20 protein-coding genes, 1 tRNA gene, 1 other RNA gene and 2 pseudogenes are annotated in these 23,843 nt (G+C 54.5%); 18 read left to right on the top strand and 6 right to left on the bottom strand.

The genetic code is table 11. The annotated features are described in order from the left end of the window. The 5 genes and pseudogenes from ACG98I_RS12515 to tgt form a co-directional block, all read left to right on the top strand. A pseudogene (locus ACG98I_RS12515) lies at positions 1 to 181 on the top strand (transposase); the annotation flags it as partial. After that, entirely contained in the window at positions 178 to 1,098 is a 921-nt protein-coding gene (locus tag ACG98I_RS12510; protein ID WP_394719950.1) for an IS3 family transposase, read from the top strand. The pseudogene ACG98I_RS12515 and the gene ACG98I_RS12510, both read left to right, overlap by 4 nt. A gap of 94 nt (positions 1,099 to 1,192) precedes the next feature. Further along, a complete protein-coding gene (locus tag ACG98I_RS12505; protein WP_394720882.1) occupies positions 1,193 to 1,582 on the top strand; it encodes a hypothetical protein in 390 nt (129 codons plus the stop codon). Between the two features lie 209 nt (positions 1,583 to 1,791). Next, complete coding sequence (locus ACG98I_RS12500; protein ID WP_394720883.1) at positions 1,792 to 4,317, top strand: MMPL family transporter; 2,526 nt, start codon at positions 1,792 to 1,794, stop codon at positions 4,315 to 4,317. Positions 4,318 to 4,328: 11 nt separating this feature from the next. Beyond that, on the top strand, positions 4,329 to 5,597 hold the full coding sequence (tgt, locus tag ACG98I_RS12495; protein WP_283117601.1) for a tRNA guanosine(34) transglycosylase Tgt: 1,269 nt from the start codon (positions 4,329 to 4,331) through the stop codon (positions 5,595 to 5,597). 5 nt (positions 5,598 to 5,602) lie between these two features. Here the strand turns inward: tgt and ACG98I_RS12490 are convergent, their stop codons facing one another. Then, positions 5,603 to 6,967, bottom strand: coding sequence for a dihydrolipoyl dehydrogenase family protein (locus ACG98I_RS12490; RefSeq protein ID WP_394720884.1), 1,365 nt, complete (start codon positions 6,965 to 6,967; stop codon positions 5,603 to 5,605). Between the two features lie 89 nt (positions 6,968 to 7,056). Further along, the gene (locus ACG98I_RS12485; protein WP_394720885.1) at positions 7,057 to 7,755 is read right to left on the bottom strand and encodes a queuosine precursor transporter; all 699 of its coding nucleotides are present in this window, start codon (positions 7,753 to 7,755) and stop codon (positions 7,057 to 7,059) included. A gap of 39 nt (positions 7,756 to 7,794) precedes the next feature. Between ACG98I_RS12485 and gluQRS the strand changes: the two genes are divergently transcribed. From gluQRS to ACG98I_RS12470, 3 genes are read left to right on the top strand one after another with little or no spacing between them, the layout of a single operon-like run. Continuing rightward, complete coding sequence (gene gluQRS, locus ACG98I_RS12480) at positions 7,795 to 8,826, top strand: tRNA glutamyl-Q(34) synthetase GluQRS (RefSeq protein ID WP_394720886.1); 1,032 nt, start codon at positions 7,795 to 7,797, stop codon at positions 8,824 to 8,826. A 13-nt stretch (positions 8,827 to 8,839) separates the two neighbouring features. Further along, a complete protein-coding gene (locus tag ACG98I_RS12475) occupies positions 8,840 to 10,402 on the top strand; it encodes a cation:proton antiporter (RefSeq protein WP_394720887.1) in 1,563 nt (520 codons plus the stop codon). A gap of 28 nt (positions 10,403 to 10,430) precedes the next feature. After that, complete coding sequence (locus ACG98I_RS12470; RefSeq protein WP_394720888.1) at positions 10,431 to 10,778, top strand: hypothetical protein; 348 nt, start codon at positions 10,431 to 10,433, stop codon at positions 10,776 to 10,778. On the opposite strand, the gene ffs is transcribed toward ACG98I_RS12470, so the two are convergent. Beyond that, positions 10,775 to 10,870, bottom strand: an RNA gene (gene ffs, locus ACG98I_RS12465) — signal recognition particle sRNA small type. The genes ACG98I_RS12470 and ffs overlap by 4 nt on opposite strands. A 228-nt stretch (positions 10,871 to 11,098) precedes the next feature. On the opposite strand from ffs, the gene ACG98I_RS12460 reads away from it, so the two are divergent. From ACG98I_RS12460 to ACG98I_RS12415, 10 genes and pseudogenes are all read left to right on the top strand, one after another. Continuing rightward, positions 11,099 to 11,187, top strand: a tRNA-Ser gene (locus ACG98I_RS12460). Between the two features lie 162 nt (positions 11,188 to 11,349). Continuing rightward, the gene (locus tag ACG98I_RS12455; RefSeq protein WP_394720889.1) at positions 11,350 to 12,621 is read left to right on the top strand and encodes an aminotransferase class I/II-fold pyridoxal phosphate-dependent enzyme; all 1,272 of its coding nucleotides are present in this window, start codon (positions 11,350 to 11,352) and stop codon (positions 12,619 to 12,621) included. Positions 12,622 to 12,741: 120 nt separating this feature from the next. Then, the gene (locus ACG98I_RS12450; RefSeq protein ID WP_394720890.1) at positions 12,742 to 13,179 is read left to right on the top strand and encodes a hypothetical protein; all 438 of its coding nucleotides are present in this window, start codon (positions 12,742 to 12,744) and stop codon (positions 13,177 to 13,179) included. Positions 13,180 to 13,208: 29 nt separating this feature from the next. After that, positions 13,209 to 16,115, top strand: coding sequence for a DNA polymerase III subunit gamma and tau (locus tag ACG98I_RS12445; RefSeq protein ID WP_394720891.1), 2,907 nt, complete (start codon positions 13,209 to 13,211; stop codon positions 16,113 to 16,115). Positions 16,116 to 16,233: 118 nt separating this feature from the next. Further along, positions 16,234 to 16,575: a YbaB/EbfC family nucleoid-associated protein gene (locus ACG98I_RS12440; protein WP_394720892.1), complete on the top strand. Its 342-nt coding sequence runs from the start codon at positions 16,234 to 16,236 to the stop codon at positions 16,573 to 16,575. 136 nt (positions 16,576 to 16,711) lie between these two features. Then, a complete protein-coding gene (gene recR, locus ACG98I_RS12435; RefSeq protein ID WP_394720893.1) occupies positions 16,712 to 17,368 on the top strand; it encodes a recombination mediator RecR in 657 nt (218 codons plus the stop codon). Between the two features lie 83 nt (positions 17,369 to 17,451). Further along, positions 17,452 to 18,423, top strand: a complete 972-nt coding sequence (locus ACG98I_RS12430) for a sugar-binding transcriptional regulator (protein WP_394720894.1) — start codon at positions 17,452 to 17,454, stop codon at positions 18,421 to 18,423. A 174-nt stretch (positions 18,424 to 18,597) separates the two neighbouring features. Next, positions 18,598 to 19,314, top strand: coding sequence for a purine-nucleoside phosphorylase (gene deoD / locus ACG98I_RS12425; protein WP_394720895.1), 717 nt, complete (start codon positions 18,598 to 18,600; stop codon positions 19,312 to 19,314). Positions 19,315 to 19,333: 19 nt separating this feature from the next. Beyond that, positions 19,334 to 19,558: pseudogene (locus tag ACG98I_RS12420) on the top strand (MFS transporter); the annotation flags it as partial. Continuing rightward, the gene (locus ACG98I_RS12415) at positions 19,545 to 19,847 is read left to right on the top strand and encodes a hypothetical protein (protein ID WP_394732578.1); all 303 of its coding nucleotides are present in this window, start codon (positions 19,545 to 19,547) and stop codon (positions 19,845 to 19,847) included. The pseudogene ACG98I_RS12420 and the gene ACG98I_RS12415, both read left to right, overlap by 14 nt. Here the strand turns inward: ACG98I_RS12415 and ACG98I_RS12410 are convergent. The 3 genes from ACG98I_RS12410 to ACG98I_RS12400 are packed head-to-tail and all read right to left on the bottom strand — an operon-like array spanning position 19,844 to position 23,792. Beyond that, entirely contained in the window at positions 19,844 to 21,727 is a 1,884-nt protein-coding gene (locus ACG98I_RS12410) for an ABC transporter ATP-binding protein (RefSeq protein WP_394720896.1), read from the bottom strand. The genes ACG98I_RS12415 and ACG98I_RS12410 overlap by 4 nt on opposite strands. A 28-nt stretch (positions 21,728 to 21,755) precedes the next feature. After that, a complete protein-coding gene (locus ACG98I_RS12405; protein ID WP_394720897.1) occupies positions 21,756 to 22,514 on the bottom strand; it encodes a type 1 glutamine amidotransferase in 759 nt (252 codons plus the stop codon). After that, complete coding sequence (locus ACG98I_RS12400; protein WP_394720898.1) at positions 22,515 to 23,792, bottom strand: MurT ligase domain-containing protein; 1,278 nt, start codon at positions 23,790 to 23,792, stop codon at positions 22,515 to 22,517. Positions 23,793 to 23,843: the final 51 nt, after the last annotated feature.

The raw sequence follows: 23,843 nt of genomic DNA, 5'->3' as shown, positions 1-23,843 counted from the left end.
TCGTCAATGGACCCAGCAGGCCCGCCGTGCAGGAAACATCCCAGAACCCGTGCCCGAAGATTTGGCTGCCGAAAACGCGAGGCTACGCCGTGAAAATCAAGAGCTCCGCGACACCAATGAACTTCTGAAGGCTGCCTCAGCTTTTTTCGCGTCGGAACTCGACCCAAAACGTCGGAAATGATCCGGTTCATCGATGAATACCGGAGTAGTTTCTCCGTCGAGTTCATCTGTAAGACGTTGAAAAATAACCGGGCTGGTGGGTTTATCACCTCGCGTGGGTATCGCCAATCCAAGGCCCGTGGATTAAGTGCTCGTCGCCTTCGCGATGCTGCGCTGGTTGATCGCATTAGTGCTGTTCATCGGGATAATTACGGTGTTTACGGTGTGCGGAAAATGTGGCATGCGCTTCGCCGTGAAGGAATTGATATCGGTCGTGAACAAACCGCCCGGCTGATGCGCTTGGCCGGTGTTTCTGGCAAAGGCAAAGGCGGATCACCTATCACAACCCGAAAAGCTAACACGCCTGATCTGCGCCCAGACTTAGTCGAGCGTGAATTCAAAGCCCAGGGTCCGAATAAACTGTGGGTGGCCGACATTACGTATGTGCGCACGAAGAAAGGCTTTGTGTATGCCGCGTTTGTCACCGACGTTTACTCCCGACGGATTGTTGGGTGGGCGTTATCAGACTCGATGCGGACCGAAGCACTGCCACTGCAAGCTCTCAACCAGGCGATCGTGTGTGCTGAGGAAACAACAGGTCTCATTCACCATTCGGATCACGGGTCGCAGTATGTCAGCGTGGTCTACAACGAGCGACTTGCCCAGCACGGGATTGCCGCTTCCACCGGAAGTGTCGGCGACTCTTACGACAATGCTCTGGCCGAAAACGTTAACGGCTCCTACAAGAACGAGCTGATCCATACCCGCAGGTGGGATGACGTGATCGAGGTAGAAATCGCGACGTTCGAGTGGGTGTCATGGTGGAACGAGACTAGGCTCCACCAAAGCTTGGGATACCGAACTCCGGTCGAGGTGGAAACCGAATTTTGGAAGCAGACCCCGCCACAGGAAATAATGGAAATCAAGGCAAACGCCTAGGAACAAAACTCGGGGCACTTCAGGGAAGTAATGAATTGAGCGTTGAAGCGATAGTAGACAGGTACAAGAAAAGATCAAGAAAAGGACTTCTTTGATGAAGCTCACCCGTTTAGCAGTGGCTTTCGCTACAGCAGCATCCATGACTTTGGCCGGCACCGCAGTGGCAACGGCAGACACGAAAACCACTGAATCAGCACAGGAATCCTCTGAGCTATCTTCCGGTTCTTCGGAGTTGAGCAGTGAGCCTACGGAATCTGACCAGGATGAAGACGCAGATGGGGAGAAGGACAAAGAAAAGCCATCGGATGAATTCTCTGAGCTGAGTTCTCAGGCAATCGAGGATTCTGCTGGCCCTTTCGCTCCGCTGCTGAAGTCGATCATGCCGATGTTCACCAACCTGTTGAACATGTTGGATAACATCTTCGGTGTTATCAGTGTGATTGCGGGACCAGCACTGGCTGGCCACTACAGCATTGCAAAGTAATTCGAGGCCAGGTTTAAGATTGTTCAAGAATCTTTCGTGGTGAGAGATGGATATCGCGTAAGAATCGTTTGAGAATTCAAGCAACAAATAGTTGTCGAAATTTCAATGAGAACAATCCCCGCCTAAACTAGGGGCACAAAGTCTATTTAAGGCCGACATGTGCCTTTGTGGGTTAAATTCTGTTGTCTGCTTGAAGGTAGTTTGTCACTGTGGCTAAGTTTCTTTTCCGCGTAGGTCGCTGGTCGTACCTCAACAAGTGGAAAGTCATCATTGCGTGGGTACTGTTGCTCGCCGGCGTCGGCGGTGCAGCAGCGGTGCTGATGAAGCCGATGACATCAGAGTTTTCAATTTCTGGTACCCCGGCGATTGAAGCAACCCAGCGCACCATGGAGCTATTTCCCGAAGGCGGAAACCCCGCTAATGCGGCCTCTGTGAACCTGGTTTTTAAAGCACCGGATGGCGAAAAGCTCTCCGATCCGGCCAATGACGCCGCTATTGATGAAGTCATCTCCTATCTAGAAAACAACCTGGATATGGGCGATACCATGCGTTTTGGTAATCCGCTGGAAGTCTCCCCAGAGCTTGAAGCGGGCATCATTGAGCAATTCACCTCAATGGGTCTGCCGGAAGAAGCAGCCAGCGAAGACGCTGACAACCTGTCCATGATTAGCGATGATGAGACCATCGCGTATACCACCTTCAACTTTGACGCTGAAAGTCCTTATTCCGTAGAGCAATCCGATAAGGATATTGTCACCGAAGCCATGGACATCGGCCGCGATGCCGGTCTGCAAGTAGAAGCTGGCGGTGCGGGTTTTGGTGATGCGATTACCGTTAACACCACCTCAGAAATCATCGGTATTGGCGTTGCTTTCCTCGTCTTGATTTTTACCTTCGGTTCGCTGGTCTCCGCCGGTATGCCGCTCATTTCCGCCATTGTTGGCGTCGGGCTTGGCTCGCTGGGGCTCTTCATTGCTACTCACTGGGTCGAACTGAATAACATCACTCCGGTCTTGGCCGTAATGATTGGTTTGGCCGTTGGCATTGACTACGCGTTGTTTATTTTGTCGCGGTACCGTTCCGAGCGAGAAACTAAAGAAGGCCCAGATGCTGCCGGTATGGCGGCAGGTACCGCAGGTTCCTCGGTAGTATTCGCTGGCGCCACCGTATTCATTGCGTTGTTCGCCCTGGTGGTTGCCAATATCGGCTTCCTTACCGCCATGGGTTTGGCGGCTGCCGCCACCGTCGCCATTTCTGTGATTGTCGCGCTGACCCTCATCCCGGCATTGCTTGGAGTGCTCGGGGATAAGGCTTTCGCAGGCCGTATCCCTGGTGTCGCCGGCAACCGCCGCCGCGGAAAAAAGATCAAAAACACCAAGCAGGACATTAAGTCTGCCGAGCTTGCTAATCAGGTCGGCGTAGAAAGCGCACAGCTTGCCGATGCCGAGTTCGCGCACACCGACGCCCCAGAAATTAAGGAAAAGCGCACCAAGGGCACCTTCCGCATGACACCGACGATGGGTAATCGTTGGGTGCGCCTGGTGCGCAAGATGCCGGGTGTCGTGATGGCATTCGTTGTGCTGAGCTTGGGTGCGCTTTCGGCACCGGTGCTGAACATGGAGCTTTCACTTCCCGCAGATACGACCTCCAACCCGGATACTACGCAGCGTAAGGCAGCGGACTTGTTGTCTGAAGGCTTCTACCCGGGTGTTAACGGCCCATTCTTGGTCATCGTCGATGCAGAGAACATCAATGAGGATGCGGCCGCGTTGCAGCCGCTGATGGCAGCGCAGGGTGAGGATTCCACGCCAACTGAACAAGCACAGTTGTCCTCATTCATGTACACCGCTGATGCGCTCAAGCGCGTGGGTGGAGTACGCCATGCCCAGATCGTAGGACTCAGTGAAGACGGTCAGGCAGCCCAGATTATGGTCTCCCCGCAGACATCACCTACCGATCCGGCAACAGTCGGGGTGGCCAGTGCACTGCGTGAATCCACCGCGCGTATTGGAGACGCGACTGGCGCAGACCTGGGTATGACGGGCTTGACCGCCGTGCAGCTGGACATCACCGAACGCCTCGAGGAAGCCATGCCATTGTACTTGGCCATCGTCGTAGGCCTGGCCATCTTGCTGCTATTTTTAGTCTTCCGCTCACTATTGGTCCCGCTCGTCGCGGCACTTGGCTTCTTGCTGTCGGTGGGCAGTGCCTTCGGCCTGACGGTTTTGGTCTGGCAGGAAGGGCTGTGGGATCTGGTTCCAGCACCTGGCCCGCTGATTTCCTTCATGCCCATCTTCCTTATCGGCGTGACCTTCGGTTTGGCGATGGATTACCAGGTGTTCCTGGTGACAAGAATGCGCGAGTACTATTCGCACAATAACGGTGAGCCGACGCCGGGATCGCCGTACTCAGGCGTGGATGAATCCACCATCGTGGGCTTTACCCAAGGTGCGCGGGTGGTCACAGCCGCTGCGATCATTATGATTTCGGTGTTCGTGGCCTTCATCAACCAGCCATTGCCCTTCATTCAAATCTTTGGTTTCGCGCTGGCAGTCTCGGTATTCTTCGATGCCTTTTTCATCCGCATGTCGCTAGTGCCAGCCACTATGTTCTTGATGGGCAAAGCTACCTGGTGGATGCCCAAGTGGCTGGATAAGATCATGCCACCGCTGGATATTGAAGGCACGGCTTTGGAAAAAGAGTGGGAAGAGAAGGAACGTGCCCGCGCAGTTTAGACTGGTTGATTATGAGCCACGAGCACTCTGACGATCTTTCCTTTGATGTGACTACCCGCCTGGGTGATGGCAGCCCCGGTAAACACGGCCGCACCGGGGTTATCCATACTCCGCACGGCGATATTCAAACCCCTGCCTTCATTCCCGTTGCCACCAAGGCAACGGTGAAGACTTTGACCCCGGAGCAGATTAAATCCACCGGTGCGCAGGCGATTTTATCCAATGCTTATCACCTCTACCTGCAGCCGGGCCACGATATCGTGGATGAAGCAGGCGGCGTTGCTGCCTTTGAAAACTGGGATGGCCCAACCTACACCGACTCCGGCGGATTCCAGGTCATGAGCTTGGGCGTGGGCTTTAAAAAGGTCCTGGCCATGGATGTGGCTAAATTGACTGAGGGCGATATCCGCGCCGCCAAGAAAGAACGTCTGGCGCATGTCGATGAAGATGGCGTGGATTTCCGCTCTTTCATCGATGGTTCCAAGCACCGTTTTACCCCGGAGTTTTCCATGCAGATTCAGCACGGCCTAGGTGCTGACATCATGTTTGCTTTCGATGAATTAACCACGTTGGTCGATACCCGCCAGTATCAAGAAGCTTCTGTCGACCGCACGCACCGCTGGGCCAAGCGCTGCCTCGATGAACATGACCGGTTGACCAATGAGCGCACGCACCGCCCGAAGCAATCGCTGTGGGGTGTGGTCCAGGGCGCGCAGTATGAAGACCTGCGCCGTCAGGCTACCCGTGGCCTAGTGCAGCTATCAGAGCAAGCAGAAGCCGAAGGTAAGCGCGGTTTCGGCGGCTTCGGCATCGGTGGTGCTTTGGAGAAAGAAAACCTGGGCACGATTGTGGGCTGGTGCAGCGATGAGCTGCCGGAGAACAAGCCACGTCACCTGCTCGGTATTTCTGAACCTGATGATATGTTCACCGCGATTGAAGCTGGTGCCGATACCTTTGACTGCGTCGCGCCAACTCGTTTGGGACGCCGCGGTGGCGTATACACACTTGATGGGCGCATGAATTTGATGGGCGCGAAGTTCAAGCGCGATTTCACCGGTATCGATGAAGAATTTGGTGGCTATGTCTCGGAAAATTACTCCCGCGCATATATCCACCACCTGCTCAAAGCCAAGGAATTCTTGGCGGGTACCTTGTGCACCATCCACAACCTGCAATTTATGATCAGCCTGGTTGATAACATCCGCAAGTCCATCGATGGCGGCTACTACGAGGCCTACCGCGATGAATTCATGGGACGGTACTACGCCAACAAGAAGTAGCGGGATTAACCCAAGAGTGCGTTGAAGACCTCGGTGCTGGACGGGTGGGTATAGATGCCATCGCCAAGCGCTGAGGCCGGAATCTTTTGGCGCATTGCTACTGTTACGAAGTTGATGAGCTCTTGGGAATCAACGCAGTACAACGTTGCGCCTAGGATCTGATCATCTTCCACATCGATGATGAATTTCGCTACACCTTGTGGCGTGCCCACGATTTTCGGGCGCGGCATGATGGGAATATCGGCGATCTTTTTAAACCGCACCTCCGCGGTGTGCCCGCCGGAGGCAGCGTTATCTTTGGCGTCTTGCTCGCCCATGCCAATCGTGGAAACCGGTGGATTAATAAAGGTGGTGGTTGGGTATAACCGTCCAGTGGTTACCCGCGAGCCATCGCCCCAGCGATCCGAGGTGATCACGCGGTGGTCGTCATAAGAGATATAGGTAAATTGCGGACCACCGGTGACATCACCAGCTGCGTAGACACCTTCGACGTTCGTGCGCAGGTGCTCATCCACGGCAATCGCACCGCGTTCCGTGGTATCGATTCCAGCGGATTCTAATCCCAGGCCCTCGGTGGCGGGAGTACGGCCAATGGAAAAGAGCACGTTGGTGGCATCGATGGCATGTTCACAGCCATCCTCCGAGTAACGCACTTTGATACCGTCATCGGTATCTTTTAGCTCCGTGACATCAGCGCCATTGATCATGGTGATGCCCTTGGCATCCAAGTCAGCTTTGACCTCTGCGGCAACATCCTCATCGAAGGCTGAGCCGAATTTTGCCCCGCGGTCCAAGATGGTGACCTGCGTGCCAAACTGCGCGAACATGGTGGCAAATTCCATACCGATCGGGCCACCGCCAACGATGACCAAAGAATCTGGCGTGGAGTCTAAATGCTGCGCACCGGTGGAATCTATGACGCGAGACGAATCTACACCTGGAATATCAGGGATGACGGGGGTCGAACCGGTATTGATAATAATCGTGGTCGCAGCGATAGCCAGCTCTTCCTCACTGCCGGTGACCAGCACTGAATGCGGACCGGTGAATTGTGCATGGCCGTCGACGACAAGGACGCCAGAGTCATCGGCAAGCTGCTTGTTGACCTTGTTCAAAGTGGCGATAAAGCTGTCACGGTGCTGAACCGAATCTTGATAGTTCACGCCGCGCTCGGAATCCACCAGCATGGTCTTGGTCGGAACACACGCAATATTGATACACGTTCCGCCGTACATCTTCGGGGACTGCTCCACCAAAATAACGCGGTCGCCGTGCTCCGCGCGGTTCATGGCGATGGTCTTGCCGGCCTTTCCAAAACCGATAACCAGCACATCCGCGGTAGTTTCAGCCTGATTAGTTGTCGTTGTCATAAAATCCCTGCCCTTTCATAAAAGAAATGGCTTGGCGAGCCACTAAACGTTGCTACACCAAGCCTCATCACATGCGAGACGGGAGTTATTTACACCGGAACGTAATCTTCGCGCTTTTTCACCCAGGCGATCACTCGGGTGGTCACCGGCAAGAGCAAAATTTCAATGAGTGTCTTCCAGAAAAAGCCCACGGCGACGTAGTTGATGAAGCCGCCGACGGAGTCGACACCGATGACGGACGCGGCGATGGCGCAAAACAGCAAAGTGTCGCCAAATTCACCAACAACGGTCGAGGCAATCAAGCGGGTCTTCAAACCGCCTTCGCCAGAACGTTTCTTCATCGTGTTCATGATCCAGGCGTTGAGCAGCTGGCCCACTAGGTAGCCCGCCAGAGAAGCCAGAACAATCTGCGGCACCAAGCCTAAGGTCGCAGCGAAGGCTTCTTGGCCTTCATAGAAGCTTGCGGCAGGAAGCCAAATAGCGATATAGAAGCACACCACGGCCAAAATTGCCATGCAAAAGCCGATGTAGATGGCGCGCCGGGTGGATTTAAAGCCGTAGCATTCGGCCAGCACGTCGCCGACGATATAAGCCAGAGGGAATAAGAAAAACGCGCCGTCTGTGATCAAAGGGCCAAGTTCAACACCCTTGGTGGCGTTGATGTTGGAAATAAGGAAGACGACGACAAACACCGTGACCAACCACGGATACAGAGTGGACTGTACCGGGATGAATCGGATGCTCTCGCCGCCATTTTCTGCGGTTGCGGTTGCCGATTTACTTGTCATGAAATACATCTTCGCACCTGAAGTCGTAACCTAGAAATTATGCATTTTTTGCCACACAGCACGAACACCCAAACAACGCAGGAAAAGCAAGCCGGCACGCAGCCAGGTCGCCATCGCAGCGAGCCGCACAGCAACACTCAGGGTGCGGGGCGTTATGCGCCGAGTCCATCAGGGGACTTGCACTTTGGCAACCTGCGCACAGCCTTGTTGTCGTGGTTGTATGCGCGCAGCACCAACCGGCAGTTTTTCATGAGGGTCGAAGATATTGACCAGCAGCGCTCCACGCCGGAGTCGGCGCAGCGTCAGTTAGAAGATTTGGATCAGCTGGGGTTGGAATGGGACGGGGAGGTTATCTACCAGCAGGATCGCTATGACATCTATGAAAAGGCTTTGGCGAAGCTTCCGCACTATGAGTGCTATTGCTCGCGCAAAGACATCCAGGAAGCAGCCTCTGCCCCGCATGCGATTCCCGGGCAATATGCCGGGACTTGTCGGGGTTTGAGCGACGAGGAAAGGGTTGAGAAAAGAGCATTGCTTGCCGATGCCTCCCGCGTCCCCGCCCTTCGTCTGCGCTCCGGGGTATCCACGTTTACGGTCTTTGATGAATTGGCTGGCGAATACACCGGTGATGTTGATGACATGATTTTGCGCCGGGGCGGCAATGCCAATCAGATTGGCCCACTGGGCCCGGATTGGGCCTATAATCTGGCGGTCGTCGTTGATGACGCCGAGCAAGGTATTGATCAAGTCGTGCGCGGTGATGATTTATTGTCATCAGCGCCCCGGCAGGCGTATCTCGCGCAACTTTTAGGCTATGACGTCCCGCAGTATGTGCACGTTCCCTTGGTCTTAAATGACAAAGGCCAGCGCTTAGCCAAACGCGATGGGGCAGTGACCTTGCGAGAGATGTTAAAAACTACAGAGATCGCATCCATTATTGAGCAGCTTGCGCAGTCTTTAGGTTATTTTGGAATCCATAGCGCTGATGAGTTGCTGGAAGCATTTGATCCGCAAGACTTTGCACAGCAAGAAGCTGCACACCAGCCATGTACGTGGACTGCTAATAATTAAAGGACTCCAGCGCATGGATATTTTGATGGGCTTAACAGGGCTTTTAGCCGCGACGGTCTTTGCTGTCGCATTAGGTAATAAGACAGGTTTGCCCTGGCCAGCTTTGCTGACATTGTTGACCACCGCGGTGGTGTTCATCCCGGGGTTTTCAACCTTTACAGTGCCTTCGGAGTTGATTCTTCCTATCTTCTTACCGCCGCTGTTGTGGGCGTTAGCCCGGCGGACTTCGTGGGGCGTGATTCGCGAACAATGGCGCACCATCTTGTTGCTATCCGTGGTTTTGGTGGTCATTACTACCGCAGGCGTTGGTGCCGCAGCATATTTCTGGCTTCCCGGTATTGGGCTTGCCGGTGCGATTTTGATTGGCGCGGCAATCGCCCCACCGGATCCCGTTGCCGTAGAAGCAGTAGCCGAACCAGCAGGTATCCCGCATCGCATTACAACGTCCTTGCAGACCGAAGGGTTGTTTAATGACGCCGCATCGATTGTGCTTTTCCATCTAGCGCTTTTCGCGGTTACCGAAGGAAATGATCTCTCCGTTGCCAGCGGAGTATTGAACTTTGTTTACTCGTCGGTGGTTGCCGCTGTCTTGGGACTGGTTATTGGCCGGGCAGCAGCGTGGTTTATGAAGCAAATCGATGATTCCACCGCGCGTAATGCACTGACCTGGGTGGTGCCATTTGGCACCTATATCACCGCGGAATATTTGGGAGCCTCCGGTGTTATCGCCGTGGTCATCGCCGCTATTGAATTAAGCTCCCGCGCACCGTTGATTGCGCAAGACCGTTCCTCGGGGCAGAATTTCTGGGATTCTGCCGAGCTGCTTTTTACCGGCGTCGCCTTTGGTCTCATCGGCATGTCCGTGCGCGATGCCATTGATGAGGTTGGCTCTGACCTGTGGCATTCCGTCTTCGTTGGTGTTGGCCTTTCGCTGGTTGCCATCGTCATTCGCGGAGTATGGATGTATATTGTGTGCCTAATTAACCGCCAGACTGGGCAGCGGCGCAGCGCACCCACCCGCCTGCAAGAAGTTCTCTTGATGACGTGGTCGGGTATGCGCGGACTCGTGACACTGGCACTGATTTTGTCTATTCCCACCGGCGCTTTGGCCTATCATCATGAACTCGCGGTTATTGCGCTCACGGTGTTGCTGATAACCATGGCGGTCCCGGGCTTGTTGCTGCCGTGGCTGATGAACCAATTGTCTTTGCGCTCGCAGGCAGAATCCGCCGAAGATGCCATGCGCGCTATAGTCTCTGAACGCTCGCGCCAAGCCGCGATGCGCAGCCTGCGCAACTATGCCGATACTCTCGACCCAGAAATCGCCGTCGCCGTGGATAACTGGTTTGAAGAAAACCTCGGTGCCGGCGACTTATCATCAGATGAGCGCAGCGTGCGTATGGAAAAGATTAAACGCGCTCGCACGGAGGCCAGCAAAGCCCGTGAAGTTGCATTGCTTGCTTCGCAAGAAGAGCTACTGCATATGCGTAAGAACAGGGAATTCAATCCCGCTATCGTCGATGAAGTCCTGGCCGAAGTTGACCGTGCACTGTTGACAGTCAACGACCGGAAGTAAGAAAAGATTTCTGGCTACACTGGCAGCTATGGATGGGCAGGGAATTTACGAATACGCCGAAGACGACGCGAGCATGGACTACCTGTACAGGTTCTTTGACAAAGACCTGAAAGACCGCCTCGAAACCGAACGTCAATTTATCCCCGAAGGTTTAGAAGACCTGATCGGGGACAATTCCCTGCTCGACTACATTTGGCTGTGGATTAAAGATGCTGGCCCGCGCGGGTTCTGTCAGTATCTTTTCGATGGGGGCTATGCAGAATCCGAGGTTATCGAAGCTTTCTTAGCCAAGCGTCAAGAGTGGGGAATGAACACGCCACCTCATTTGGAATGGCTTGCGCAAGACGGCTTTGACGTCGCGTCCTTGAAAACTTAAAAGGGACCCCGCGCACCCGACAGAGCCTGCTGACCCTTGCTGCATTCCTGCCCTGGGGGAGTTCACAGGATGACGCCACGCGGAATCCTGTCCTAGAGCCTAGCGCTTAAGCGACTGCATTACAAAACAAAGGGTATGCAAAGGGCATGTCAGGAATGTTCTCTGGCGAAAAGGGGCGCGCTGAGGCGCCGAGACATTTACTGAGGAGCAGTTCGAGGAATCCCGGTAGTGCAAACTCGATACTTTAATAATTTTCTTTAAATTACGTTGTGACCTGCTGATTTTGTGTGGTGTTGTCCGTGCTGATAATGTTTCTTCTCGGAGGATTCGACTAGCGGCCTATGTCACACGCCTGGAACGCGTGCGGGGTTCACGCCCCTCGTGGGTTCAAATCCCACATCCTCCGCCAGTGAAAATCTCGGACTTCTGCACTAGACGCAGGGTCCGAGATTTTTTGTTTTGCCACTTGCCCGCAAATGCGGGGATGTGAAAACAGCGGCTGTATAAATTCGCTACTATTGGACTCCACATAGGGCCTCATACAGAACCGAAAGGTAGGCGAGCACGTCTCATGTCGCTGCTTGAACTTGACTCTGATCAGCTAAAAGAATTAGCTGACCGCACGCGTAAAAATTATGAAGAGCTCAAAGCAAAGGGTCTCAAGCTCGATCTGACGCGAGGCAAGCCTTCGGCTGAACAGCTGGACCTAGCAGATGAGCTGCTGTCTTTGCCTGGTGTAGATAACTACACGGATAGAAACGGCACCGACCTGCGAAACTACGGCAACGGTGAAGGCATTGCTGATATCCGTGAACTCTGGGGCGAGCTGCTTGGAATCAACCCTGCGCAACTGTTGGCTGCAGATTCTTCCTCGCTGAATATCCAGTTCGATCTCATCTCGTGGTCCTGCGCATTCGGTAATAATGATTCCGAAAAGCCATGGTTTGCTGATGAGCAGCGCAAGTGGATCTGCCCGGTACCAGGCTACGACCGCCACCACACCATCTCTGAGCAGTTCGGCTTTGAAAATGTCACCGTGCCAATGCTCGAAGATGGGCCAGACGTAGATGCTATCGCTGAGCTGGCTAAAGATCCTTCGGTTAAGGGCATGTGGGCTGTGCCAATGTTCTCCAACCCGACGGGGGTGACGTTTAGCAAGGGAAGCATCGAAAAGCTTGCGTCTATGGAAACGGCTTCCCCGGATTTCCGCATCATGTGGGATAACGCCTACGCAGTGCACACCTTGACCGATGAATTCCCAGAAATCATTGATGTACTGGATATTTCAGAGAAGGCCGGCAACCCCAACCGTTTCTGGGTGATGTCTTCGACCTCCAAGATCACCTTTGCCGGTGCGGGTGTTGCGTTCTTCGCATCCTCCAAGGAAAACCTTGACTGGTACTTGTCTATCGCGAATGCGCGTGGCATTGGCCCAAATAAGCTCAACCAGCTGGCTCACGCTAATTACTTTGGCTCTGCTGAAGGGGTGCGTTCTGTTATGCGCAAGCATGCTGGAATTCTGGCGCCGAAGTTTACCGCTGTGCAGAACATCCTTGAAGAACGTCTGGGCGAGTACGAGGTTGCACGCTGGACCAAGCCTGAGGGCGGTTACTTCATCTCCATGGACGTCATTGACGGCACCGCAACGCGCGTGTGGGAGCTGGCAAAGGAAGCCGGTATCGTGCTGACGAAGGCTGGTGCCTCATTCCCAGGCAATGAAGATCCGAATGACCGCAATATCCGTCTCGCGCCATCTCTTCCTCCACAAGAAGAAGTGGAAGATGCCATGGATGGTGTGGCTACGTGTGTACTGCTTGCTGCAATAGAGAAGTTGGGTGCCTAAATTAACCGCGAGGAAACTGCCTATTGGCTCGACCAGATAATCCCTGCCGACCTTGAATTTAAGAAGGTCAATGGCAGGCAGCTTGGGCTAGCCGCGTTAGATGATGGACAAAACCTGGCTGTGACCACTCAGTTCGCTGATGTGAACACCGGTTTAGTGAAGCAAGATTCAGACATGCCTGTGCGCTGCGAACTCCTTGCTGTTGCCAGTGCTCCGCAGGCAGCTGTTGCTGCTGCGGTGTCGGGTGTTGCAGAAAAGCTGGAATCAGCAAATGGAGTGCTGCCCGCGCAGCCTGGTGTCCTGTTGCCAAATATTGCGTCGGAGCTGGATGATGCCGCCGATATCACCGTGCAGCACGGCATGCTGATTGCCCCATATTTGTGGGGCGGTCCAACCCCGCAAGTACAAGAGGATGAGCGGCTGACGTTGGCCCTTCAGATCATCATGCTCACTGATGCCGAATACGCATATGCGGTGGATGAAGGTGTACCGGCGATGCAGCAGGCAGTGGCCGAACAAGGTATCGACATGCTGGATTGGACTCGCTCGGATTCATAGCCAGAATCAGAGAAGGTAGTATCAGATCCGTGGCTTTATACCGGAAATATCGACCAGCGACTTTCGCTGAAGTAGTGGGGCAGGAACAAGTAACCCAACCGCTTTCAGCAGCTCTTGATACAGGGCGCATCAACCATGCGTACCTCTTTTCCGGCCCGCGCGGCTGTGGCAAGACCTCTTCCGCTCGCATTATGGCGCGCTCGCTGAATTGTGTGCAGGGACCAACGTCCACACCGTGTGGTGAGTGCGCTAGTTGTGTCTCGCTGGCTCCTGGGGGCCCTGGCAACCTTGATGTGACTGAGCTTGACGCGGCGTCTCACAACTCGGTGGAAGATATGCGTGAGCTCCGTGAGCGTGCCTACTATGCGCCTGCAGATTCCCGTTACCGTATCTTCATCATCGATGAGGCCCACATGGTCACTAACCAGGGTTTCAACGCTTTGCTGAAGATTGTCGAGGAGCCACCAGAGCACCTCATCTTCATCTTCGCAACTACGGAACCGGACAAGGTCATTGGCACCATCCGTTCCCGTACCCACCACTACCCATTCCGTCTGCTGACGCCTCCAGCCATGAAAGGCCTTTTGGAGCGCACCGTCGCGGCGGAGGGACTCTATGTGGAAGATTCCGTCTACCCGATGGTGATTGCCGCCGGTGGTGGTTCCCCACGTGACACGCTGTCCATTCTGGATCAGCTGTTGGCTGGTTCCGGCCCAGATGGCTTGACCTATGACATTGCCCGTCCGCTTCTGGGCGTCACCGATGTAACCTTGTTGGATGACACCATCGCTGCTCTCGCGCAAGGTGACAAAGCAGCATTGTTCAAGCATGTTGACTCCATCATTGAAGCAGGCCATGAACCACGGCGCTTCGCAATTGACTTGTTGGAGCGCCTGCGCGATCTGATGATCCTGCAGGCGGTTCCGGATGCAATCAGCGCCGGTCTTGTCGATGCTCCAGTGGATCGCGGCCAAATCCTCACCGAGCAAGCCCAGTTATTCTCAGGCGCTCAGCTCGCGCATTATGCCGCTACCGTCAACGAACAAATTGGTGCCCTGCGTGGTGCGACTTCTCCACGTCTGTTGCTGGAGATTCTCTGCGCGCACTTGGTGTTGGAACCAACGTCCACCAATGTGGCGCCAACCAGTGCTGGTGCTCCTGCTCAAGGTGCTGCACCACAACAAAGCGGGCAGCAACAAAGCTCTGCACCAAGCAATCCTGTCGCATCTTCGGGCGCTGCGGGCTCCGGTGCTTCTGGTATTGCTGCCGCACAGCAGGCTGCCCAAGCGATTGCTGCACGCCGCAACCAGCAGCAATCTCCGCAGTCCCAGCGTCCACAACAACCATCGCAACAATCGCCGCAACAGCCGAGCCAACCGCAAGCCCAGCAGGCGCCACAGGTTAAGCCTCAACAAACACCGCAAACACAACCCCAGAATACCCCAGCTGCGGAACAATCTACGCAGCAGTCCGTTCCACAACAGCCTGCGCAGCAACAGGCTCCTCAACAGCAGGTTCCACCTCAGCAGGCTGAACCGCAACGTTCTGAGCAACCATCTGTGCAGTCACAGGAAGCGCAGACTCGTGAGCCAGCACAGGACGTGCCTCAACAGCCTGTACAGCAGCAGGAGTCCGCGCAGTCGGAGCCAGCACAGCAGCCTCCTTCGCAACAGTCTGAAGTGTCCGCGTCTGCAGATTCGACATCGCCTGAGCCTGCAACTCCGGAGCAGCTCGCGCCGCAGCAGCAGGAGTCGGCGGCAACGGGGCAGCAGGATCGAGAACAGCAAGAGCCTGCTACGGACCCAGCAGCGGCTCCTGCAGAGGGACATAGTCCGGAAGATTTGGTTGAGGAGCTGCGTAATAATTGGCAGCGCCTGCGCGCGAGTGTTTCTAAGCGCAACAAGGTAGCCGGCATTATGTTGACTGAAGCACGCGTGCTGGGGCTGAAGGATGACACCTTGGTCCTGGGACACACCACGGGTGCGTTGGCGGAGCGTCTTAACGCGCCATCGAATAACCAAGATGTCGTTGCGGTGGTTTCCGAAGAGGCCGGACGAGCTTTGGCCGTGAACTGCATTGTGGGCACGGACCCTGGAGCAGCCGGTTTTAGCGCACAGAAGAAGAAACCTGATACGTGGAATCCAAACGCCGCTAATAACGCAGCGCGTGAAGCCAGTGATGATGATCAGGAGTCAGAGAGTCCTAGGGACTACAACACTCCCGCACCCACCACGCCAGTGGATGAGTCTGTAGAAAAACCAACTGACACCCAATCTGTGCAAAACAATTCAGGTTGGGGAACCCCACGTGCTCTCGGCGGGCAGGCACCAAGCCAGCCGAGTCCCGCACCGGGTGGCGAGCCTGAGCAAGTACCAGCTCCACAGCCCAAGTCGGAAAAGCCGGCGATGCAGAAGCCTGCTGCCCAGAAGCCTGCGGAACCGGCGCAAGATTGGCGTGCGCGTATTGCCCAAGCACAAAAGCAAACACAACAGCGCGAGCAGGAATTAAGAAACTCAGGCACATTCAGCGATGGTCGCCCCCTGCCCCCTGATCCTGGTCCAGAGGAGTACCCGGAATACGAATCAGCGCCACCAGAAGATGCACATGCTGATGGCCCGAGCAATGGTGCAGGACAGGTGCCTCAGCGAAATTCGGCAACCGGTGGGTTTGGGCAAAATGCAGCGCCAAATGCCGGTGGCTTTGGCGGGCCAGCGTCACAATCGCAGGCTCCGCAGCAGAACGCCGGGACACCACAAGCCGGTGGGGCAAATGGCGGTGCGCCAGGCGCATCGGCTGCGCAAAGCCAGTACTCACGTGAAGTTGAAGAAAATGACATGATGAATGATGCCCGTGAACAGGGACAGCTGGATAGGCGAAGTGCCACTGAAGTGGCTATGGAACTGCTGGCTCGTGAGCTGGGCGCGCGTAAGCTCTGATCATTTTTCAGGTCTGTGCGTCGGCTGGTAGTGATCATGGCCTATTTGGCAGGGACATAATTGCTTCAATCGGTACACTGAGTCCTTAGAAACGTTGTTATTAATGAAAGGCTCTTCGATGACTGAACCAAATCCAACTCCAGATATGAATGACATCTTGGCGCAGGCTGCACGCGTGCAGGCTGAATTGCAGAAGGCTCAAGAAGAAATCTTGGCTACCAATGTTGAAGGTACCGCCGGCAATGGCATGGTTACCGTCACCATGACCGGTGGTGCAGAACTGGTTGACTTGAAGATTGATAAGTCTGTCGTTGACCCGGAAGACGTAGAGACCCTGCAGGACTTGGTTTTCGGCGCATTCAAGGACGCACACGAGAAGGCCGGCAACTTGGCGCAAGAAAAGATTGGCCCACTGTCCCAGGGTATGAACGGTGGTGGCATGGAAGGCTTGTTCGGCTAAACTGAACTAGTTTCCACTTAAACTGACCGTGTGCGTTTTGCAATAGTGAAACGTACGCGGTCTTTTAGATGTTTTAACCTATAGAAGATGTCGTTTCGGCATCGCTGGAATTTTACATGAAGGGACGTAATTAAGCGTGTTTGAAGGACCGTTGCAAGACCTCATTGATGAGCTGTCGCGACTTCCCGGAGTGGGTCCTAAAAGCGCGCAAAGAATTGCCTTTCATGTCCTTCACATGGATCCCGAAGATATCGACCGACTCACCAATGCGCTTTCAGCGGTGCGCGATGGCGTGACCTTCTGCCGTATTTGCTGCAATATTTCACGCGAAACCGTGTGCCGCATTTGCGTGAATTCCCAGCGTGATCGCGGAACCATTTGCGTGGTCGAAGAGCCTAAAGATATCCAGGTCATTGAACGCACCGGTGAGTATGAAGGTCGCTACCACGTATTGGGCGGCGCGCTCGATCCTTTGGCCAATGTTGGTCCGAAGGATTTGAATATTTCGCAGCTGCTGCAGCGCATAGGTGGGGTGCTGCCCGATAGGGAACTGGCGGATTCCACCAAGGACAATCCACTCTATGATGACTCGCCGGATATTACTGAGGTCATTTTGGCGACCGACCCCAATACTGAAGGCGAAGCAACCGCTGCCTATTTGGTGCGGTTATTACGTGATTTTCCTAACCTGAAGATCACCCGGTTGGCATCCGGTATGCCTTTGGGCGGAGACCTAGAATTTGTTGATGAGCTCACGCTTTCCCGTGCGCTGCAGGGGCGTTTATCCGTATAGATTCAACCGATATATCCCGGTAATCATGGGTAAGCGTTGCCTAATCCCGGTATGGGTAGCGCAAGTTGCGCCATAATGGAGTTATGTTGGATAACAGGGATGCTCAAGCGCTTGATGCAGCCAAGTTGTACTATGTGTCATCCCTGAGCCAGGCGGAGGTCGCAGCCCAACTTGGAGTCTCGCGCCCCACGGTGTCAAAGCTTTTGGCTTATGCCCGCGAACAAGGTTTTGTCACCATTTCTATTAATGATCCGCGAGAAAGCTCCGATGAAGTCGTTGAGCAAATGCGTCTTGCCTTCGGCTTGAAAACTGTCCGTGTTGTTCGCCCAGTGGGGGAGACTAAGGATGAGTTGCTTTCGGAGCTGGGCAATGTAGGTGCCGCCTTGTTGGAGGATATGCTGCAAGATGGCATGAGTGTCGGACTATCGTGGGGAACGACGATGCTCTCGGTGTCAGAACACATGCGTAAGCTGGACCTTTCTGGGATGAAGGTGGTGCAGCTCAAAGGTGGACACGCCCATTCCTCGCGTTCCACCAGTGATATGGTGACGCTCACCCGAATGGCTCGGGCTCTCAATGCTGAGGTGTCCCTACTTCCCTTGCCGGTCATTTTGGACAATAAGCAGGCCTTTGAAATTGTCACCCAAGATCGCCACATTAAAGAGATGCTTGATGAAGGCGCAAATGTAGACGTTGCGCTTTTTACTGTCGGTGATGTCTCGCCAGAGAACCTAGTGATGAACCTTGGGCTTATGGGGCAAGAGGAAAGCAAGAAGCTGATGGCGCGAGCCATTGGTGATGCCTGCTCCCGGTTTTATGATGTCAACGGCGATGTTGCGGTGAAAGAGATTGATGAGCGCACGGTTGCGATCCAGCTAGAGGAGTTGCGCTCCCGTCCTGCTCGACTATTGGTTGCGGGTGGTGAGTCCAAAGTTCAGGCAATCACGGTAGCACTGCGTATGGGCTTGGCTACGCATTTGGTCATTGACATTGAAACCGCACAGCGGGTTCTTCGTGAGGACGCCCGTGGGGTCGATCCTAGCTTGGGGCGATAAAGCAGGGAGCTCTATACCTTGGGTGGAACTAACGTAACCACGGGACGGAACATATGTAACATGCACCATTGGCAAAGGTCCTGGGCGGGCTTATTGTGAGAGCTACATAACATACTATTTGCTGTTATGCTCGGCTCACATTAGTGACAACATTCGCGTTAGGAGCCTTCAATAATGGCTGGTCAGTCCACTCCGCACATCAACCCGAATGATAATCCGATTACAGAGACCGTGCTCATGCCCGGTGATCCTTTGCGTGCCAAATTCATCGCAGATACCTACTTGGATAACGTGGTGCAATTCAATTCCGTCCGTAACATGTTTGGCTATACCGGTACTTTCCAGAGCACCGAAGTATCGGTCATGGGTTCAGGCATGGGAATTCCTTCCATCGGTATTTACTCCTATGAGCTGATCCATTTCTTCAATGTCAAGAAGGTCATCCGCGTGGGGTCGTGCGGTGCATTGCAAGAAGACGTCAACCTCTATGACGTTGTCATTGGTGCATCAGCTTCAACTGACTCGAATTTCTTGTCCCAGTACCACCTGCCAGGGACCTACGCGCCGACCGCGTCATGGAAGCTGCTAAAGGCAGCGGTGGATGAAGCAGAACGCCAAAATGTTCCCGTCCACGTGGGCAATATTCTGTCCTCAGATATCTTCTACAATGCCGACGACACCGTGAATAGGCGTTGGTCGGCCATGGGTGTGCTCGGCGTCGAGATGGAATCCGCGGCACTTTATGCAACCGCTGCTCATGCAGGTGTGGAAGCGCTCGGAATCTTCACTGCTTCAGACAACATTATTACAGGCGAGAAAACCACTGCTGAAGAACGCCAGAATGCGTTTACCGCAATGATGGAAATCGCCCTTCCGCTTGCCGCAGTCTAAGGAAATGCCCTGAACTCTCATGAGTAGAAGTACATCTTCATCCACTACTGGATTAAATCCGAAGGCAGCTGTCCCAGTTCTGCTCTTTTCTTTCGTCTTTTGTCTGATCATCGATAATGGTTTCAAGACCATGACCGGGCCGATGGCTGAAGGCTTAAGCATTGATCCCAACACGGCTAGACTGCAGGCATCGCTCGCCGGCGTTATCATCGGTATCTGTGCCGTGGTTTATGCAGCGCTTGCGTGAGAATCCGCCAACGCAGTTCGCGGGAGCGGCCATCACCGAAACCATTGACCTGAGCAAAGATGAGCTGGGCATTGGCGCAACCGATGGCATGTACTGCATCACCGCCAACAATGACCGCGTGATTTGTCGGCCATCGGGCACCGAACCCAAGCTTAAGTGCTACCTCGAAGTTGTCATTCCGATGGCACACAATGCATCAAAGACAGAGCTTGCCGATGCCAACCTGACAGCCCAACATCGCCTTGAAAAGATAGCAGGGGAGCTTCAAGCGCACTTGCAGTTCTAGTCGGATTGCTGCGAATAAAGTTGCGCGTAGGCGCCAGCAGTAGCAAGTAGTTCGGCGTGGGTGCCTTCTTCAATGATGCGCCCACGGTCAACGACGTAGATGCGATCGGCGCCTTCAATCGTGGACAGCCGGTGCGCAATCGCAATTGTGGTGCGGCCTTCGGCAGCCGTATCCAGGGCATGCTGCACGGCGCGCTCATTGACGGTATCCAAAGCACTGGTGGCTTCATCGAGAACCAAGACCCGTGGATTCTTCAGCAGCACACGGGCAATCGCGATGCGCTGTTTCTCACCACCAGAAAGTCGGTATCCACGCTCACCGACTACTGTGTCATAGCCTTGTTCAAAGCTCATGATGGTTTCATGAATATTGGCTAGGCGGGCAGCGTGCTCAATGTCTTCCTGAGTAGCATCGGGCCAACCATAGCGTAGATTATCCTTGATGGAGGCGTGGAAGAGATAAGGCTCTTGGGTGACCACACCGATGTGTTCCATCAGCTTTTCTTGCTTCAAGTCTTTGACGTCATCGCCGGCGTAGTAAACGGTGCCCGAGGTGGCATCGTATAACCTGGGCACGAGGTTTCCGATGGTGGTTTTGCCCGAACCGGATGCGCCCACGAATGCTACGAATGAGCCCGGTTGAATATCAAAGCTCACCCCATCCAAAGTAGGGCGGGAATCTGGGGAGGCATCCGCATAAGAGAAGCTGACATTATCGAATTGGATGTGCCCTGCTTGACCGGGTTCATCAGAGGGACTCTTGGCATTCGGGGAATCGACGATGGAGGGTTCTAAATCGAGGTATTCGAAGATGCGGGCAAAAAGCGCGGATGACGTTTGCAGGTCCAGCGCTATGCGCATGAGTCCCATCATTGGAAAGAGCAAGCGGGATTGCACTGTGGTAAACGCGACGATAGTACCAGCTGTAATACCGGCTTCGCCGAAAGCAAAACCGCCGTTATTACCGGAAGACAGCAACCAACCAGAAGCCAAGTACACGATGGCAGGCACCGCTGACATGAAAATATTGACGACGCCAAAGAAGAGCTGACCGCTCATTGCTTGGCGGATCTGCAAGCTAATTTGGTGTGCGTTTTCTTCCGCATAACGCTCAATCTCCGAAGATTGCCGCGAGTAGGTCTTAGCCAATAACACGCCTGATACAGAGAGCGTTTCCTGCGTAATCGCGGACATCTCAGATAGAGATTCTTGGGTCTGGCCAGCTATCCTGGCGCGTACCTGTCCTACTCTGCGCTGGCCCCACACTAAGAAGGGCAACACAATGAAGGCGATGATGGTCAGTTGCCAACTCAGCAGAACCATGGCGATGAACGCTGAAATCACCGTGACGGTATTGCCCACCACGGAAGAGACCGTATTGGAGAGTACTCCGGCTACGCCACCCACGTCATTTTGCAGTCGGGACTGGATGACACCAGTTTTCGTGCGGGTGAAAAATGCCAATTCCATCGACTGCAGGTGCGCAAATAACTTGATGCGCAGATCACCCATCACGCGGTTTCCGATGCGTGAGGTGTAATAGGTCTGCACCACGCTGATGACTTGGGTGATGATGAAAATCGCCAGCATCAGCCCGACCAGCCGCAGCAGCACGGGCATATTTGGCCCGCCGGACTCAGGGAAGAGACCATCATCAAATACGCGCTGCGTAATCAGCGGCGGGACAATCCCTAAGCCTGCTGAGAGCAGGACGAGAAAAATCAGAAAAATAATCTGCAGGCGATAAGGCCGGAATAGGGCAAATATGCGCGAGCCTAAGTTCTTAATCTTGGGAGCCTGCCGGTTAATTTCCCGTTGAGCTTCATGATCAGCCTTGGACACGCGCGCCCCGCGCGGCCCACCTGAAGAACGCATACTCATTCTTTGCAGGTTACTAGTAAAACTTTCGCTAGGCGCGCAAGCGCTCTGCCCGCAATTGCTCAATCGCTGGAAGATCCAAAGGCTCGAGGTCCTCGAGGCTCTGATCGGTGGCCTTGGCCAATAGGAGATCCGCTAATTGTGGGTTACGTGCGAGTGCCGGGCCGTGCATGTAGGTAGCGATAACACTGCCTTGGACAGCGCCTTCGCTGCGGCGCTGCGCATCACGATCGGGTAAGTCAGCGGTGGCTGAATCATCCGAATTACCGGTGCCCTTAGTAACCGTACCCAAAGGTTGCGCCGATGGACCCAAGATGGTGGCACCTAGGTGGTTCTCAAAGCCACTCAGCTGTTCAGTCAGACCTGCGGTGAATCCCGCACCCGTTGGAGTGGTGATAACTTCCCCGATGGCGCGGTTGGCCAGGGGAGAGGTGGTGGCATCGATAAGCCCCAGGCCATCCACGACTTTGCCGGATGCGCGGAAAGACTCGCCCAGCACCTGCAGACCTGCACAGACCGCAAAAATCGGACGTCCTGCTTCCGCAGCCCGGATAAGCCCGGTGTGCTTGAGCAGATTCTCAGCTGCGAGAATCTGTGCGGTATCTTCGCCGCCACCCAGGGTGTATAAATCCATAGATTTGGGGATGGCTTCGCCTAAGCGAATGGGGTGGAATTCGGCATTCCAACCGCGCAGCCGTGCACGTTGGCGCAAGACCAGGGAGTTGCCATCATCGCCATAGGTGCCAAGGACATCCGGCAGGATGAGACCGATATTGAGCTCAATAGTCATTTAAGAATCCTTTGCTTCGCGCTCGAGGGCCTTCTTTAAATCGCGGAATGCGGTGTAATTGGCCAACACTTCTACCCGTCCCGGTGGGCACGCATCAATCGCTTTAACGGGGTCTGGGATGAGCTCATGCGTGATATCTGCATAGACCAGACGCACCGCCAAGTCCGTGCCGCGTTCACCGGCTGCTTTGACGGAGAGCTCCTCAAAGTCTTCGAACTTTACATCCCACAGCCAAGACATATCCACGCCATCAGCTACCTGGCCATTAGTAGCAATCACCAGGCCATCAGCGGTGCGGTCAATCATGGACAGCGCCTCTTGCCAACCCGCTGGATTCTTTGCCAGAAGCAAGCGAATCTCATGGTTGCCGCTCTGAATGGTGGAATAGCGTCCCGCCACGTCAGTGACCTGTTCAGCCGCATGCGTAGCATCATTGATATCTACCTGGAAGGTTTCTACTGCAGCGGCAATAGCCTGGGCTGCGTTGCCACGATTAGCCCGGCCCGGCAGCGCCAAGTTCAATTCTTGCTCACCATAAGGGGTCAATATGCCTTTATCATCAACTGACCAGGTGGGATCGGGGCGGCGGAACTCGCGGCCATCGGCAAGCTTTTTCACGGCGTACCAGTCATCTTCCGTGCGCACGATGTGCCCGCCGGTGCGAGGACAGCTCACCGAGTCGCCCAACCAGCCCGCACCAGCTGATACCCACACGACGTTCTTTGCGTCATAAGCAACCGATGTCATCAGTACATCATCACAATTGGCGATGACCAGCATGTCTGGGTTATCAGTGACGGCGGAGCGCAATGCGCGCTCAATCTTATTGATTTCGCCAACACGGTCCAGCTGGTCACGGGAGAGATTCAGCAAGACCAACGCCTGCGTATTCATTCCCTGTGCGACGTGTGGCACGTGCAGCTCATCGACCTCCAAAACGATGTGGGAGGCCTCTTTACCTGCCATCAGCGCAGATACGATGCCCGCGTCCATGTTGTCGCCGCCATCATTAGTGGCAATGGAATAGTTGGTGCGCATAGCTGCCGCCAGCATGCGCGTGGTAGTGGATTTACCATTCGTGCCGGTCACAATCACTGCCGGGCGCTCACCCGCAAGCTGGGTCATGATGGAAGGATCAATAGCGCGTGCAATGAGGCCGCCAATCATTCCTCCGGCACCGCGACCTGTTGCACGGGATGCGTAGGTAGCTAAACGAGCAGCAGTGACGGCTGTATGAGCACGTAACTTTTTAAATTGTCGCGGCAGTTGAAAACTCATGGTTCTAGGCTAGTCGGAATTTCACCCGCAACGTTAGATTGCTCCCCACGC

The organism is Corynebacterium sp. L4757, from assembly GCF_043673995.1.
In the GTDB taxonomy this organism is placed as follows: Bacteria; Actinomycetota; Actinomycetes; order Mycobacteriales; family Mycobacteriaceae; genus Corynebacterium.
This window is presented reverse-complemented; position numbering and strand designations above follow the sequence as displayed.

Excerpts from the sequence above, each read along its gene's own strand:
- ACG98I_RS12410 (WP_394720896.1), bottom strand. The coding sequence starts at position 21,727 with ATGAGTATGCGTTCTTCAGGTGGGCCGCGCGGGGCGCGCGTGTCCAAG.
- ACG98I_RS12470 (WP_394720888.1), top strand. The coding sequence starts at position 10,431 with ATGGATGGGCAGGGAATTTACGAATACGCCGAAGACGACGCGAGCATG.
- deoD (WP_394720895.1), top strand. The coding sequence starts at position 18,598 with ATGGCTGGTCAGTCCACTCCGCACATCAACCCGAATGATAATCCGATT.
- ACG98I_RS12430 (WP_394720894.1), top strand. The coding sequence starts at position 17,452 with ATGTTGGATAACAGGGATGCTCAAGCGCTTGATGCAGCCAAGTTGTAC.
- tgt (WP_283117601.1), top strand. The coding sequence starts at position 4,329 with ATGAGCCACGAGCACTCTGACGATCTTTCCTTTGATGTGACTACCCGC.
- ACG98I_RS12510 (WP_394719950.1), top strand. The coding sequence starts at position 178 with ATGATCCGGTTCATCGATGAATACCGGAGTAGTTTCTCCGTCGAGTTC.
- ACG98I_RS12415 (WP_394732578.1), top strand. The coding sequence starts at position 19,545 with ATGCAGCGCTTGCGTGAGAATCCGCCAACGCAGTTCGCGGGAGCGGCC.
- ACG98I_RS12475 (WP_394720887.1), top strand. The coding sequence starts at position 8,840 with ATGGATATTTTGATGGGCTTAACAGGGCTTTTAGCCGCGACGGTCTTT.
- ACG98I_RS12400 (WP_394720898.1), bottom strand. The coding sequence starts at position 23,792 with ATGAGTTTTCAACTGCCGCGACAATTTAAAAAGTTACGTGCTCATACA.
- gluQRS (WP_394720886.1), top strand. The coding sequence starts at position 7,795 with ATGCATTTTTTGCCACACAGCACGAACACCCAAACAACGCAGGAAAAG.
- ACG98I_RS12455 (WP_394720889.1), top strand. The coding sequence starts at position 11,350 with ATGTCGCTGCTTGAACTTGACTCTGATCAGCTAAAAGAATTAGCTGAC.
- ACG98I_RS12485 (WP_394720885.1), bottom strand. The coding sequence starts at position 7,755 with ATGACAAGTAAATCGGCAACCGCAACCGCAGAAAATGGCGGCGAGAGC.
- ACG98I_RS12440 (WP_394720892.1), top strand. The coding sequence starts at position 16,234 with ATGACTGAACCAAATCCAACTCCAGATATGAATGACATCTTGGCGCAG.
- ACG98I_RS12505 (WP_394720882.1), top strand. The coding sequence starts at position 1,193 with ATGAAGCTCACCCGTTTAGCAGTGGCTTTCGCTACAGCAGCATCCATG.
- ACG98I_RS12490 (WP_394720884.1), bottom strand. The coding sequence starts at position 6,967 with ATGACAACGACAACTAATCAGGCTGAAACTACCGCGGATGTGCTGGTT.
- ACG98I_RS12405 (WP_394720897.1), bottom strand. The coding sequence starts at position 22,514 with ATGACTATTGAGCTCAATATCGGTCTCATCCTGCCGGATGTCCTTGGC.